This is a genomic window from Gluconacetobacter asukensis (genome assembly GCF_014174375.1).
GTDB lineage: Bacteria > Pseudomonadota > Alphaproteobacteria > Acetobacterales > Acetobacteraceae > Gluconacetobacter > Gluconacetobacter asukensis.
In genome coordinates this window covers 20,020-34,177 of sequence record NZ_JABEQE010000008.1, presented here as the reverse complement: position 1 = coordinate 34,177, position 14,158 = coordinate 20,020, and the positions used below count along the sequence as shown (strand labels likewise).

Sequence of the window (14,158 nt, the reverse complement as noted above, 5' to 3'; positions counted from 1 at the left end):
TCCCTGTGGCAGGATCAGGGCGGCCCTGGCCCGCGCAGTACAAGACCAAGATAACGAAAAGACACGAGGAAAGGTTCCATGATCGATCATAGCCGAATCCGGAACGCCGCCTTCCGGGCAAAAGTGACCACCGCCGAGGAGGCCGCCAAGCATATCCGTCCGGGCAGCATGGTCGGCATGAGCGGCTTTACCGGGTCGGGTTATCCGAAAGCCGTTCCGCAGGCGCTGGCCAACATTATCGAGACGGAGACTGGGAAGGGGAACGATTTCCGCATCCGTTTGTTCACCGGCGCCTCCACGGGGCCGGAACTGGACGGTGCGCTGGCCAAGGTGAACGGCATCTCGTTCCGCATGCCCTACAATTCGGACCCGATCCTGCGCGGCCGCATCAACAGCGGCGAGACCGAATATCTCGACATGCATCTGAGCCACGTGGCCCCGATGACCTGGCAGGGCTTCTTCGGCGAGATGGATACGGCCGTCATCGAAGCCGTTGCGATCCGCGAGGACGGCACCATCGTCCCGTCCTCGTCGGTGGGCAACAACAAGACCTGGGTCGAGTCCGCGCGCCAGGTGATCATCGAGGTCAATAGCTGGCAGCACTCGGCCCTGGAGGGCATGCATGACATCTGGTACGGCGCCGCCCTGCCGCCGGAGCGTGTCGCCATTCCCCTGCTGCGCCCCGACGACCGGATCGGCCAGGCCACGCTGAAGATCGACCCCTCGAAGGTCGTCGCGGTGGTCGAGACCCATGCGCCGGACCGCAATGCGCCCTTCTCGCCGCCCGATGCGTCGGCCAAGGCCATCGCCGGCCATCTGATGGAGTTCTTCCGTCATGAAGTGGCGAAGGGCCGCCTGCCGCAGTCGCTGCTGCCGCTGCAGTCGGGCGTCGGCAACGTCGCCAATGCGGTGATGAGCGGGCTGGAAGAAGGGCCGTTCGAGGACCTGACCGCCTTCACCGAGGTGATCCAGGACGGCATGCTGGGCATGCTGGAATCCGGCAAGATGCGCGTCGCCTCGGCCACCGCCTTCTCGCTGAGCCCCGAGGCCGCGGAATCGCTGAATGCCCGCATGGCCGAGTTCCGGTCCAAGATCATCCTGCGCCCGCAGGACATCAGCAACCATCCCGAGCTGATCCGCCGCCTGGGCTGCATTGCGATGAACGGGCTGATCGAGTCCGACATCTACGGCAACGTCAATTCCACCCAGGTCATGGGATCGCGCGTCCAGAACGGCATCGGTGGTTCGGGCGATTTCGCGCGCAATGCCTACATCTCGGTCTTCATGACGCCGTCGACCGCCAAGGGCGGCAAGATCTCGGCCATCGTGCCGATGGCGTCGCATGTCGATCACATCACCCAGGACTCGCAGGTGCTGGTGACCGAACAGGGCCTGGCCGACCTGCGCGGCCTGTCGCCCAAGCAGCGGGCCGAGACCATCATCCGCAACTGCGCGCATCCGGACTATCGTCCGCTGCTGCAGGATTACTACAAGCGCGCGCGGGAAGGCTCGTTCGGCCAGCAATCCCCGCATCTGCTCAAGGAATCGCTGTCCTGGCACCAGCGCTACATCGACACCGGCACGATGCTGCCGGGCTGATACACCGTCAGGCTGCGTCCCCGGGTTATCCCGGGGACGCAGCGTTTGCAGGCAGATTGTTGCCGCCTGAGACGCGCGGTGTAGATTGCGTGATAGATATCTATTTATAAAAAATATTATCTATTCGGGTGGTACACCGTGGTGGATTTGTCCCGCCGTGGAATTACGGCGCGTGACGCAGGACGCAAAAATGCGGCGTGATGAACCTGCTTCATCACGCCGCATTCTATTCCTCTGTTTTTAAAAAATTTCGCGCGCCCGTTTCAATGGGCCGCTTCGGCCCGTGGCTGGCCGACCATGCTCGCCGCATGGTCGAGATCGACCGACAGCACCCGGCTGACGCCGCGCTCCTGCATCGTCACGCCATACAGCCGGTCCATGTGCGCCATGGTCAGCTGGTGGTGGGTCACAACCAGGAAACGCGTGCCCGCTTCCGCCACCATGTCGGCCAGCAGGGCGCAGAAGCGCCCGACATTGGCGTCGTCCAGCGGCGCGTCCACTTCATCGAGTACGCAGATCGGCGCGGGGTTGCAGCGGAAGACCGCGAAGATCAGCGACAGGGCGGTCAGGGCCTGTTCGCCGCCCGAGAGCAGCGACAGGGTGGCCAGTTTCTTGCCCGGCGGCTGGGCATAGATCTCCAGCCCCGCCTGCAACGGGTCGTCATTGCCCACCATGCCCAGATGCGCGCGGCCGCCATTGAACATGCGGGCGAACAGCGACTGGAAATGCCTGTCGACCTCGGTGAACACCGCCAGCAGGCGCTCGCGCCCCTCGCGGTTCAGCGCGCCGATCGAGCCGCGCAGCCGCGCGATGGCCGAATCCAGCTCTTCCTTTTCCCGCTGGATGGTGGTGATCCGCGTCTCAGCCTCGTCGGCTTCCAATTCGGCTCGCAGATTGACCGGTCCCATCTCCTCGCGCTCGCGGATCAGGCGGGCGATCTTGCGGCGCAGGCTGGTCTCCGCCGCTTCGGTCAGGTCGGGCGGGACGATGCCCGGCGGTTCCGGTGTTTCGGCCAGCAACTGGGCCAGGATGGCTTCGGCCTGCTCGTGCCGGCCCTCGGCGCGTAGGACGGCCTCGCGCCCGGCCGCCAGGGCGGCCTCGGCATCGCGCCGGGCTGTCTGGGCGCGCACCAGCGCGTCTTCGGCTTCGGCCAGCTTGCGCGCAGCCTCGGCATGGCCGGATTCGGCCTTGTCCATCGCCTCGCGAGCGGTCTCGCGGCTGCGGATCACTTCGTCGGGCATCGACGCCAGCCGGGCATGCTCCGACTTTGTGGCGTCCAGGCGCGCCGCAGCACCCTGCAATTCGGTGGTGGCGGCGGCCTGGCGGCTGGTCCAGTCGGCCAGGGCGGCTACGACGCCGGTCAGGCGGGCCTGGCTGGTCTGCTCCTCGCCGGCCAGGGTCGCGCGGTGTTGGCGGGCCTCGTCCTCGGCCTGGCGGGCGAGAGCCAGAGCCTCGCGCGCCTCATGGACCAGGGCCGCGATCGCCTCCTGGTCCGGCAGGGCCTGATGCTCCGCCTTCACGCGGGCCAGCAGGTCCGCCGCGTCGTCCCGCTCCTGACGCAGGGCCTCCAGGCGCGGCGCCTGGGCGTCCAGCACGCTGCGGGTCTCGATCAGCGTGGCCTGCTGGGCTGCATGGGCGGTCTGGGCCTGCTCCAGCGCCCGTTCCGCGTCCTGCAGGGCCTGCCGCGCCGTCTCCTGGGCCGTCGCAGCATCGCGGGCGCGGGCTTCGGCGGTCGCCAGGGCGGAATCGGTGTCGGCGGCCGGGGGCAGGGCGGCGAGGGTCGCCTCGGCTTCCTGCCGGCCGGTTTCGGCCTGTTCGGCCTCGCGGGCGATGCGCTGCAACTCCGGGATGATCGTCGCCAGGCGGGATTCGGCCTCGCCATGGCGGGCGGCGGTGGCCTCATCCTCGCGCCTTGCGGCTTCCAGCGCGGTTTCGGCGCGCTTGCGGGCCTCCCGGGCTGTGGTTTCGGCCGTCTGCGCCGCCTGTTCCTGCTGGCGGGCGGCCTCGTGGCGCTGGGCCAGCTGAGTGGCGTCCGGCAGGTCCGCTGCCGCCTGCCGGGCTGCGCTCAGCGCGGCTTCGGCTTCCGCCAGCGTCTGCATTGCCTGATCATGCTGGGGCTGGACAGTCTCCAGCCGCGCGCGGGCAGTGGCGTCCAGCCGGCTGATTTCGGCTTCGTCGGTGCGGGCCTGACGCAGCGTGGCCTCGATCGCCGCGCGGGCGGCGCGTGCGGTTCCGACGGATTCAGCCGCCATGGCCCGTGCCTGCTCGGCGGCCGCCAGGGTGGATTCGGCGATCGGCAGGTCGGCCAGACGGGTCTGGCGCGCGGCCTCGGTCTCGCGCAGGTGGTTGCGCTGCTGTAACAGCAGCGCCGCCCGGCTGGGCTGGCCGGCCGCCACGCGATACCCATCCCAGCGCCACAGGGCGCCATCTCGCCCCACCAGGCTCTGGCCAGGCAGCAGCGTCGCCTGCAAGGCCGCGCCATCGGCACCGTCATCCAGCAGGCCGATCGCCGCCAGGGCACGGGCCAGGGCGGGCGGGGCGCTGACCAGCGTGGCCAGGGCGACGGTGCCCGTGCCAGGCAGCGGGGCCGCGTCGAGGGATGGCAGGGCATGCCACAGGCGCGGCGCGTCCTGCGCGACGGACGCATCCAGCCCGTCGGTCAGGGCGGCAGCCAGGGCGGCCTCCAGCCCGTCGGGCACCGTGATGTCGTCGACGACCGGGCGGAAATCTGTCTCCTCCTGTCCGGTCTTCAGCGCCTGGGTCAGGCCCTCGGCCTGTGCGGCCAGGCGGGAGAGATCGGCCTTGAGGTCACTCAGCCGCTGTGTCGCGGCGTCGCGGTCGGTGGCGGCGGTGGCCAGGGCGGCTTCCGCGCCCTCCAATGCGTTACCGGCATCGGCCAGCTGGCGTTCGGCGTCCTCGCGTGCCGTGCGGGCGGCGGTCAGCCGTTCCGGGGCGATGGCGGCGGCCTGGGCACGGGCCAGATCCTCGGCCAGGGCACGCAGCCGTGCGACGGCGCGCTGGTGGGCCGTGTCCGCCGATTGCAGGGCGGCATTGGTGGTGGTGCGCCGATTCGTGCCTTCCTGCAGGCGCGCATAGGCATCGATTCGTGCGGCAGAGGCGGCCTGACGGTCCAGTTCCGCCTGTTCCAGCGCGGCGCGGGCGGCATCGAGGGTGGATTGTGCGTCGGCCAGGCCGGCACGCAGCGCGTCGCGGCGTTCGGCGGCGACAAGTTGCGCGTGCGCCTCGTCATGCCGGCGCTGCAAGCCCTGCTGTTCGCCGCGCAACCCGGCGGCACGCTCGGTGGCCTGCGCCAGGGCCCGCCGTGCTTCGTCATGGCGCCGCCTTGCCTCGTCCGCCTGACCGCGCGCCAAGCCAGCCGCCAGCGTGGCGTCGGACTGTTCCTGCGCCGCCTGTTCCAGCGCGGCACGGGACTCCGCAAGGCGCGTGGTCGCGGCCGCCAGTTCGGCGGCCTGGGCCTCCAGCGCCGAGGAGGCGGGCAGGGTGGCCCGCAGGTCCTCCAGTTCGGCGGCCAGGGCAGCATGCTGCGCCTCGAGGCGCGCGTGCCGGGCCTGGGCATCCGTCAGGGCGGCCGCGACCTGGGTGGCGCGGGCCTGCGCGGCCGTGGCCTCGGTGCTGGCCTGTTCCAGCGCCTGCTCACGGATCTGCACCATTCCTGCGGCGTCGGTCTGGGTCTGGGCGGCCTGGGCCATGTCGTCCGGCAGCGCGGACAGGCGCGCGGACAGGCCGGACTGCTCGGCTTGCAGGCGGGCGACGCTCTCGCCTGCGTCGGTCTCGCGGGCCAGGGCTGCCTGATGGTCGCTTTCAGCCTGGCGCAGCCGTTCGGTCGCGGCCTGCGCAGCCTCGGTCGCGCGCTGTTCCTCGCGCGCCATGCCTTCGGCCAGGATCTTCTGGCGTTCCAGCAGCGTGCGGCTTTCATCAGTGCGCGCGCGCAGCGCGGGCAGGTCGCGATTGGCCTCGAATTCCGCGATCACGCTGGTCTCGGCCGCGTCTTCGGCCTGGGTCAGGGCCTGCCTTGTCTGGCGCGCCGTCTGGCCGGCCCGCTCCACCGCCAGTCGCGCCCTTGCGTGCAGCAGGGCCAGGAGGGTGGTCTCGGACTCGCGCAGAGCCGTGGAAATCTCGCGATAGCGCCTGGCCTGCTGCGACTGGTCGCGCAGATTGCCCAGATGGCCTTCCAGCTGGATGCGCAGATCGTCGGCGCGCGCCAGATTGGCCTCGGTGGCCCGCAGCTTCAGCTCGGCCTCGTGCCGCCTGGCATGTAGGCCGGTGATGCCGGCGGCTTCCTCCAGGATGCTGCGCCGTTCCTCGGGGCGGGCATTGACCAGCGCCGAGACACGCCCCTGGCTGACCATAGCCGACGAGCGCGCGCCCGAGGCGAGGTCGGCGAACAGGGTCTGCACGTCGCGGGCGCGGATCTGCTTGCCGTTGACGCGGTAATCGCTGCCGGCGCCGCGCTCGGCGCGCCTTGTGATCTGCAATTCGTCCTGATCGTGCAGCGGAGGGGCGGCGATGCCCTCCGTGCCTTCCAGCGTCAGCGTCACCTCGGCCAGGTTGCGCGCCGAGCGGGCGGTGGTGCCCGCGAAGATCAGATCGTCCATCTCGCCGCCGCGCAGGGAGCGGGCGGAGCTTTCGCCCATCGCCCAGCGCAGGGCCTCGACCACATTGGACTTGCCGCAGCCGTTTGGCCCGACGATCCCGGTCAGGCCAGGCAGGATATCGACCGAAACCGGGTCGGCGAAGCTCTTGAATCCGCCGATACGCAGACGGACAAAACGGGCAGCCATAGGAGCGGGGACCGAATCAGCTCAGTGAGGCCACCTTCTTGGCGAAGTCCTCGTAATTCATCTCCTGACCCACCTGCTCCTTGTCGTTGAAGCGGAAGGTCGGCGTGCCTTCGATCTTGTACTGGGCCTGGGCGCGGTTTTCCTCGTCCATGATGGCCTGGCGCAGCGTGTCGTCGGCCAGCGTGCGCTGGAACAGATCGGCGGGCATGCCGGCCAGTGCCGCCATCTTCTGCAATTCGTCCTGCGGGTTGACCTCGCGGTTGAAGGCCCAGCGATCCTGGCTGGCCAGCAGCGACAGCACGAAGGGCTCGTAGCGCTCCGGCGGCAGGGTGCGGGCGATCATCGCCGCCGCCAGCGCGATCTGGTCCAGCGGAAAGTCACGGAAGATGTAATAGACCTTGCCCGTGTCGATCAGCTTGCTGCGGACCTCGGGGAAGACCTCGGACGCGAATCGCGCGCAATGGGTGCAGGTCAGCGAGAACCATTCCTCGACATGGACCTTGGCTGCCGGGTTGCCAGCCGCGCGAATGGACATGCGCGGGTCGACGGCAGCCCGCGCGGCGCGGACGGACAGACCCGACCCAAGCAGCAGGGCAGGAGTCGCTGTTCCGATCAGGGTGCGGCGGGTAAGGGGCATGGTCGAACGGTCTCCGGCAGAGTGAATATGGACAGTCGGACAAAAGGGGGACAGAGCCCGCAAAGCGGGCAGGCGTCAAGATGGTCTCGATGGGGAAGGGTGGTTAACGCGCTGCGGCCTGCAAAGCAGTCTGGAGGTGACTGATCGCCGCATCCGCGATCGGGCATGCGCCGTGACCTGTCATGGAGGATTTCCTTCGGTTTGAAATAGAGCCGATCTAGTGAGAGAACAGACTGACGAAGCGCACCCGTGTCAGCAAAGAGCAACTCATTGGCATTCCGAAGGAGCAGGGAGGCGGAGGACGTGTGCAACCGTCATGATGTCAGCGTTCAGGCCAATATGGGGGGCTGAGGCGTCTGAGGCCACGCATCTGAGGACATAGGAAAACGAAAATGCACGTCTCAAGACGTTACTGGCGGAGACGGTTCTGACGAGGCGCCGACGGTTGCGTGAATTTCTGGGAAAAGTCAGGAGCCGTCGGCTGATTGCTGTGGATTGCACGATAACATGCTGTCGCGCGATAGCGGTCGAATGACGGTGCCGTATGCGATCTGGCCCGGACGCGGCGCCGGCGCAGTTGTCGCGGCGGAAGGGAATATTATAATCCGTCACGTCGGGGTAGAGTCAGCGCAAGCTGCATTCGGCCCTCAGATGCCAGATCCCGGCAGAGCACGCTGTCGCGTTCAAGGCAATGGGGCTCAGGATTTAAGCCTGCCCAAGCCTCCAATCCTGACCTCATTGCTCTATCCAAGACCAAGACCGTGCAGCTTGTCGGATAAAAATTTCATTTCATGTCAGCAGGTTAATCTACACCTTCCTGCCAAGCTCCTGTTACGCCTCGCGGAGTTCCGCCTGATTTTCCATAAACCAGCGATAAGTCTGAGTGACGCCCTCTTCAAGAGAGATATGAGCTTTCCAGCCCATAGATTCCAAGCGGGTAACGTCCATGAGCTTGCGCATAGTCCCGTCGCGTTTGCCTGGGTCAAAACCAATCTTGCCTTTAAAGCCAGTAACCTTGGCAATCAGGTGTGCCAGTTCGCCGATTGTTACATCCTCTCCGTACCCGATATTAATGTGACTCAGCATAGGTTGGGTATGAGAGAGGTATTTATCTTTATCGAGATCCAATACAAATAGGGAGCCTGCCGCCATATCGTCGACGTGCAAAAATTCGCGGCGGGGGGTCCCAGTGCCCCAGATGATCACTTCATCATGTCCTTCCTGGGTCGCCTCGTGAAAACGGCGTAACAGGGCGGGAAGAACGTGCGAATTTTTTGGGTGGAAATTGTCGTGAGGACCATAGAGATTGGTTGGCATCACGCTGCGATAGTCCGTGCCGTATTGGCGGTTGTAACTCTCACACAATTTAATGCCAGAAATTTTGGCGATCGCATAAGGCTCGTTGGTTGCTTCCAGCGTTCCCGTCAAAAGTGCGTCCTCACGCATAGGCTGTGCGGCTTCCCGCGGGTAAATGCATGAGGAACCAAGAAAGAGCAGCCGCTCTACGCCGGCTGTGTAAGCCGCGTGTACAACGTTGCATTGTATCATCAAGTTTTCATAAATGAATTGTGCGGGATAGGTATTGTTGGCATAAATGCCGCCGACCTTGGCTGCGGCCAGAACGACGGCGTTCGGACGTTCGGATGCCATGAAAGCATGCACGGCCTGCTGGTCGAGCAAATCCAGTTCGGAACGTGATCGCGTAACGACATCGTCTCCTCGCGCGGTGAGTTGACGTGCAATTGCTCTACCAACCATACCTCGGTGGCCCGCAACGAATACCTTCATGAATTGGCCTCTCGAGATTCAGATGCCATGGGGACATCCAAACCATGCTGCTTGAGCAGGGCATGGCGTTTCGCTGTCTTAAGGTCCTCGGTCACCATTTCCGCACACATTTCCTGCGCAGTGATTTCCGGCACCCAACCCAGTTTGTTCTTTGCCTTGGTCGGATCGCCCAGCAGAGTTTCGACTTCGGCCGGCCGGAAATAACGTGGATCTATGCGTATAATGATATCTCCAACTTTCAAAGCAGGCGCTTTGTCTCCCTCAATGGCAACTACCACGCCGACTTCATCGACACCGCTTCCCTCGAAAGCCAGGGTCAGCCCCAGTTCGGCAGCAGACCACTCGATGAACTGGCGCACCGAATATTGCACGCCCGTCGCGATCACGAAATCCTCGGCCGCTTCCTGCTGCAGCATCATCCACTGCATGCGCACGTAATCCTTTGCATGCCCCCAGTCACGCAGTGCGTCGATGTTGCCCATGTAAATACAGTCTTCAAGGCCCTGACTGATATTGGCCAGGCCGCGCGTAATCTTTCGTGTCACGAAAGTCTCACCGCGGCGCGGCGACTCGTGATTAAATAGTACCCCATTGCATGCATACATGCCGTAAGCCTCACGGTAGTTAACCGTGATCCAATAGGCGTAGAGTTTGGCTACGGCATAAGGCGAACGCGGATAGAATGGCGTCGTCTCGCGTTGCGGGGTCTCTTGGACAAGTCCATAAAGTTCCGAAGTCGAGGCTTGGTAAAAGCGCGTCTTCTTTTCCAGGCCGAGAAAACGGATCGCTTCCAATAGGCGAAGGGTACCGAGGGCGTCGACATCCGCTGTGTACTCGGGTACTTCGAAGCTGACAGCAACGTGACTCTGCGCACCCAGATTATACACTTCGTCCGGTTCAATTTCATTCAGCAAACGGGTGAGGTTCGAGGTATCTGTGAGGTCACCATAGTGTAAATGGAAACGGCCCGACTTTACGTGAGGGTCGACATAGATGTGATCGATGCGCTGCGTATTGAACAGAGAAGCACGGCGCTTGAGGCCATGGACCTCGTAACCTTTCTCGAGCAGGAATTCGGCTAAGTAGGAACCATCCTGTCCTGTAGCACCGGTTATAAGGGCTTTCTTCTTTACCATTGAATATATTAATCCCAATCTCTGAAGCAAATGCTTGCGGATGAGCAGCCCTTATGGGGGTAGTCCGGTATGATTGTTAATGCATAAGCATGCTGAAATGAAGTGGTTCCTGAAAGCAAGATGATGGACCAAGTTGGAAAGGTCAGGCTCTGTCGTGGGATGATGATGCGATGATGGTAAGAAGAGACCATGATCTATATCCTGCGCGGGCCCAATTAAGCCGAATGAACATGGCCTCGCATTTTCCGAATATTTAGGGTCAAGAGCGCAAGTTGCCGCTCATACCCGGCCGTGTTCTGCAGTATGCCACGTAACGTGTTGTAATTTATTGGCGATATGTGATCCTGCCTGATCGGCCCCCGAATTTTTATTCAATCAGAAGTAACCTCTCATCGGAGAGTACGCCTGTAAGCGCGATATGAGCAACGAGGCCTGCCACGGAGCCCTGAAGGGGAGAGGTACCGTGCTGACCGACCGGGCATGGGCGCAACTGATGCACAGGTTTTCCCCAACAAGTCATCGACATCCAGCGGGCATCGGGCTGACCAAATAACCAGGGCCGGCGCGCATGTGCCGATCGCCTGGTGCCGCTCCGGGCTTTCCTTTTGTAGAATTGAAGGATGCGGCCGAGGCCCGCTTGGCAGCGGGCCTCATGTAGACGGTGGGGATGCCGGGGCGGCCGCTGGTCGGGTCGACCACCAGGCCGACAGGGCGGAGCCCGAGATATTGTGCCAGATCGAGAACAATGCCCCCGGCAAGGCTGCCAACGGGCCGAAATAGAGCCGCCCCAGCGTGGCGGCCAGGCCGGAATTCTGCATCCCGACCTCGATCGCCAGCGTCCGGCAGGCGCTTTCCTCCAGCCCCAGCAGCCGCCCGCCCCAATAGCCGCCCAGCAGGCCGATCCCGTTATGCAGCACCACGCCCAGCAGGACCAGCGGCCCCGCCGCCGCCAGCGACGGCCGCACCGAGGCGACGATGGCGCCGATGATCGTCATGATGGCGATCATGGCCACCAGCGGCAGGACAGGTTCCACCCGGCGCACCAGGCGCGGCGCCAGCATGTTGACCGCCAGTCCCGCGGCCACCGGCAGCGCGACCAGCATGACGATGCTGCGCAGCAGGGCCAGCACATCGACCTGCACGTCCGCCGCTACATAGAGCCGGGTCAGCAGCGGCGTAGCGACGATACCGACCAGGGTGGAAAGCGTGCTGATGCTGACCGACAGTGCCACGTCGCCCCGCGCCAGATAGATCATGACGTTCGACGCCGTGCCGCTGGACACGCTGCCGACCAGGATCATGCCCACCCGCAGCGCTGGCGGCATGCCCAGCAGCCGCCCGATCAGCCATGCCGCCAGCGGCATGATCGCGTAATGCAGCGCGATGCCCGCCACGACCGGGGCCGGCCGGCGGGCGATGCGGCGGAAATCTCCCACCGTCAGCGTCACGCCCATGGTGAACATCACCAGCGCCAGCAGCGGCGTGATGGCCGGCGTCAGGACCATGAAGGCGCCCGGCCGGCCGATGGCGGCAGCCGAGACCAGGATGGCCCACAGCGGGAAGAGGCGGGTCAGGACGGACAAGACAGTCAGGCGGCGGGCGAGGGTGCCGGCGGGGGCGGCCTGACGCGCACCTTGCGGATATGCAGGGCATCGGCGTCCAGCACGCGGAAGACCAGGCCGCTTTCATGGGTCAGGACCTCGCCGCGCGCGGGCACATGCCCCGCCAGGCGGAAGACCAGGCCACCTACGGTCTCGATCTCGGCCTCGCGCTCGGCCTCGGTCAGCAGCGTGCCCAGCCGGGCTTCGAACTCCTCGACCGGCAGGCGGGCGTCGACGTCGAACGTGCCGTCCGGCCGTTCCTGGATCAGGACCGCCGTCGGTTCGTCATGCTCGTCGGAAATGTCGCCGACGATGGTCTCCACCAGATCCTCGATCGTCACCAGCCCGTCGATGCCGCCATATTCGTCGATGACCAGCGCCAGATGCAGGTGGCGCTGGCGCATCTGCAGCAGCAGGTCCAGCACCGGCATCTGCGGCGCCACCATCAGGGGCTGGCGCAGCAGCGATTCGACGTTGAAGGCTTCGCTGGTGCCGGCATAGGCGATCAGGTCCTTCACGTGGATCATGCCCACGATGTCGTCCAACTGCTCGCGATAGACCGGCATGCGCGAATGATTCTCGCGCCGCATCAGGGCCAGGGCTTCCTCCTGGCTCAGCGACACGGACATGGCGACGATATCGGCGCGCGGGATCATCACGTCGTCGGCGGTGATGCCGCGCAGCCGCAGGACGTTCGCGATCAGCGCGCGTTCCTGCCGGTCCAGTTCCGAATTGGTGTCCGTGCCGTCGCCTTCGGCCTCATTGGCCTCCTGCACCAGGGCGGCGATGGAATGGCGCAGCCCCTGTTCGCCGCGCCGGCGGCCGAACAGGGAGAGCAGGCCCCGGCCGCGCGGGCGCGGCGCATGGGCGTCGTCAACCCGTCCCGGCGCGCCCTCGGGCGGCGCGGACTCGGGCAGGGGGCGGTTCACTGTGCGTCCTCCATGCGTCCCGACGGCGAGCCGGGGCGGAACTTCCATGGATTGGGAACGGACAGGCGCCCCAGGATGCGGGCTTCCTCCATTTCCATCCGCCGTGCCTCGCCGGCCTGGTGATGGTCATGGCCGCGCAGATGCAGGATACCATGGACGATCAGATGCATCAGATGATGCCGGACCGGCCGCCCTGCCGCCTGGGCCTCGCGCCGGACGGTTTCCAGCGCGATCATGATATCGCCGCCCGGTATGCCGTCGGGATAATCGAAGGTCAGGACATTCGTGGGTTTGTTGCGGTCGCGGTGGCGCGCGTTCAGCCGGCGGATCGTGCGGTCATTATCCAGCGCGATCGTGACCGGCGCGGGCTCCGCGCCAGCCCAGGCGGCGCGCGCGGTGCGGCGCACCAGGGCCGCGAGGCCCGGAACGGCGCTGTGCCAGCGCGCGTCGGCGACGATCACGTCGCACTCCGGGTCATCCTGCGTCATGGTGGAGTGAGGGCCGGCGGCCATTCCGGCCGCCGGCGGTCTTATAACGTCCCCGTCCGTTTCGGCGGGGCGTTTGCTACTTCGCGGTTCCATTGTTCTCCCGGCGCGCCCTGCTGCGGGACATGTCCCGTTCGGCCGCCGCTCGCTGATCATAGGCGTCCACGATGCGCGCGACCAGCGGGTGTCGCACCACGTCGTGGGATTCGAAGCGCATGATACCGATTCCCGGCAATCCTTCCAGCGTATCCACCGCGTCGCGCAGACCTGACGTGACGCCATTGGGCAGGTCGACCTGGCTCAGATCGCCCGTCACCACCATGCGGGTGCCGCTGCCCATGCGGGTCAGGAACATCTTCATCTGCGCGGCGGTGGTGTTCTGTGCCTCGTCGAGGATGACGAAGCTGTGGGCCAGCGTGCGGCCACGCATGAAGGCCAGGGGGGCGACCTCAATCTCGCCCGTGCCCATGCGCCGGACCACCTGGTCACCGGGCATCATGTCGTGCAGCGCGTCGTAGAGCGGGCGCAGATACGGGTCGATCTTCTCTTTCAGGTCGCCGGGCAGGAAGCCCAGCCGCTCGCCCGCCTCGACGGCCGGGCGCGACAGCACGATCCGGTCGACCTGGCCGGCCTGGAGCATCGCCACGGCCTGGGCGACCGCCAGATAGGTCTTGCCGGTGCCGGCCGGCCCGATGCCGAAGACCATTTCGGTCTGCGCCAGCATCTCCATATAGCTCGCCTGACCGGTCGAGCGGGGGGCAATGGCGCCGCGCTTGGTGCGGATGGCGGGCAATTCCGCCAGTGGCACGCGCGGGGTATCAGAGATGGGCGCAGCGGCGTGGGTCATCCTGGTCCGTCCTTCGGATGCCGGGCGGGGCATGGTGTGGTGGGCGGCGGCCATGCGGATCGCCGCATCGATATCGGCGCTGTCCAGTTCGCCACCGCCGCCCTGCAGGCGCTGATAAAGGCTGGCCAGCGCCGCCTGGGCGATTTCCACGCGGTCGTGGTTGCCGTTGAGGGCGACGCGGTTGCCGCGGCAGGACAGGCGAATGCCGAATCCACGTTCGAGATGAAGCAGGTGACGGTCGTGATCACCGACGAGCTGTGCCAGCAGGGCATTGTCGTCGAATTGCAGCGTGACCGTCCGCATCGCGGCGATGTCGGACGGGGCTTGATGATCG

9 protein-coding genes are annotated in these 14,158 nt (G+C 65.5%); 1 reads left to right on the top strand and 8 read right to left on the bottom strand.

Annotation, left to right across the window (positions count from 1 at the left end):
- The first annotated feature begins 78 nt into the window (after window positions 1-78).
- On the top strand, window positions 79-1,599 hold the full coding sequence (locus tag HLH35_RS10465) for an acetyl-CoA hydrolase/transferase family protein (protein ID WP_182979090.1): 1,521 nt from the start codon (window positions 79-81) through the stop codon (window positions 1,597-1,599).
- A gap of 263 nt (window positions 1,600-1,862) precedes the next feature.
- Here HLH35_RS10465 and HLH35_RS10460 read toward each other — a convergent pair whose 3' ends face one another.
- From HLH35_RS10460 to HLH35_RS10425, 8 genes are all read right to left on the bottom strand, one after another.
- Window positions 1,863-6,401 carry an AAA family ATPase gene (locus HLH35_RS10460; protein ID WP_182979089.1) on the bottom strand — a complete coding sequence of 1,513 codons (4,539 nt, stop codon included), beginning with the start codon at window positions 6,399-6,401 and terminating at the stop codon, window positions 1,863-1,865.
- 16 nt (window positions 6,402-6,417) lie between these two features.
- A complete protein-coding gene (locus HLH35_RS10455; protein ID WP_182979088.1) occupies window positions 6,418-7,038 on the bottom strand; it encodes a thioredoxin domain-containing protein in 621 nt (206 codons plus the stop codon).
- 831 nt (window positions 7,039-7,869) lie between these two features.
- Window positions 7,870-8,826: a GDP-L-fucose synthase gene (gene fcl / locus HLH35_RS10450; protein ID WP_182979087.1), complete on the bottom strand. Its 957-nt coding sequence runs from the start codon at window positions 8,824-8,826 to the stop codon at window positions 7,870-7,872.
- Window positions 8,823-9,962, bottom strand: a complete 1,140-nt coding sequence (gmd, locus tag HLH35_RS10445) for a GDP-mannose 4,6-dehydratase (protein ID WP_182979086.1) — start codon at window positions 9,960-9,962, stop codon at window positions 8,823-8,825. Before gmd ends, fcl begins: the two co-directional genes overlap by 4 nt.
- A gap of 650 nt (window positions 9,963-10,612) precedes the next feature.
- The gene (gene panS, locus HLH35_RS10440; RefSeq protein ID WP_182979085.1) at window positions 10,613-11,545 is read right to left on the bottom strand and encodes a ketopantoate/pantoate/pantothenate transporter PanS; all 933 of its coding nucleotides are present in this window, start codon (window positions 11,543-11,545) and stop codon (window positions 10,613-10,615) included.
- A gap of 5 nt (window positions 11,546-11,550) precedes the next feature.
- Window positions 11,551-12,492, bottom strand: a complete 942-nt coding sequence (locus HLH35_RS10435) for a hemolysin family protein (protein ID WP_338029333.1) — start codon at window positions 12,490-12,492, stop codon at window positions 11,551-11,553.
- Window positions 12,489-13,004, bottom strand: coding sequence for an rRNA maturation RNase YbeY (ybeY, locus tag HLH35_RS10430; protein ID WP_246385016.1), 516 nt, complete (start codon window positions 13,002-13,004; stop codon window positions 12,489-12,491). The genes HLH35_RS10435 and ybeY overlap by 4 nt, the downstream gene beginning before the upstream one ends.
- A 52-nt stretch (window positions 13,005-13,056) precedes the next feature.
- Window positions 13,057-14,127, bottom strand: coding sequence for a PhoH family protein (locus tag HLH35_RS10425; protein WP_182979211.1), 1,071 nt, complete (start codon window positions 14,125-14,127; stop codon window positions 13,057-13,059).
- Window positions 14,128-14,158 lie beyond the last annotated feature (31 nt).

Coding starts and splice junctions, on each gene's coding strand:
- HLH35_RS10465 (WP_182979090.1), top strand. CDS start 79: ATGATCGATCATAGCCGAATCCGGAACGCCGCCTTCCGGGCAAAAGTG.
- HLH35_RS10460 (WP_182979089.1), bottom strand. CDS start 6,401: ATGGCTGCCCGTTTTGTCCGTCTGCGTATCGGCGGATTCAAGAGCTTC.
- HLH35_RS10455 (WP_182979088.1), bottom strand. CDS start 7,038: ATGCCCCTTACCCGCCGCACCCTGATCGGAACAGCGACTCCTGCCCTG.
- fcl (WP_182979087.1), bottom strand. CDS start 8,826: ATGAAGGTATTCGTTGCGGGCCACCGAGGTATGGTTGGTAGAGCAATT.
- gmd (WP_182979086.1), bottom strand. CDS start 9,962: ATGGTAAAGAAGAAAGCCCTTATAACCGGTGCTACAGGACAGGATGGT.
- ybeY (WP_246385016.1), bottom strand. CDS start 13,004: ATGGCCGCCGGCCCTCACTCCACCATGACGCAGGATGACCCGGAGTGC.
- HLH35_RS10425 (WP_182979211.1), bottom strand. CDS start 14,127: ATGCGGACGGTCACGCTGCAATTCGACGACAATGCCCTGCTGGCACAG.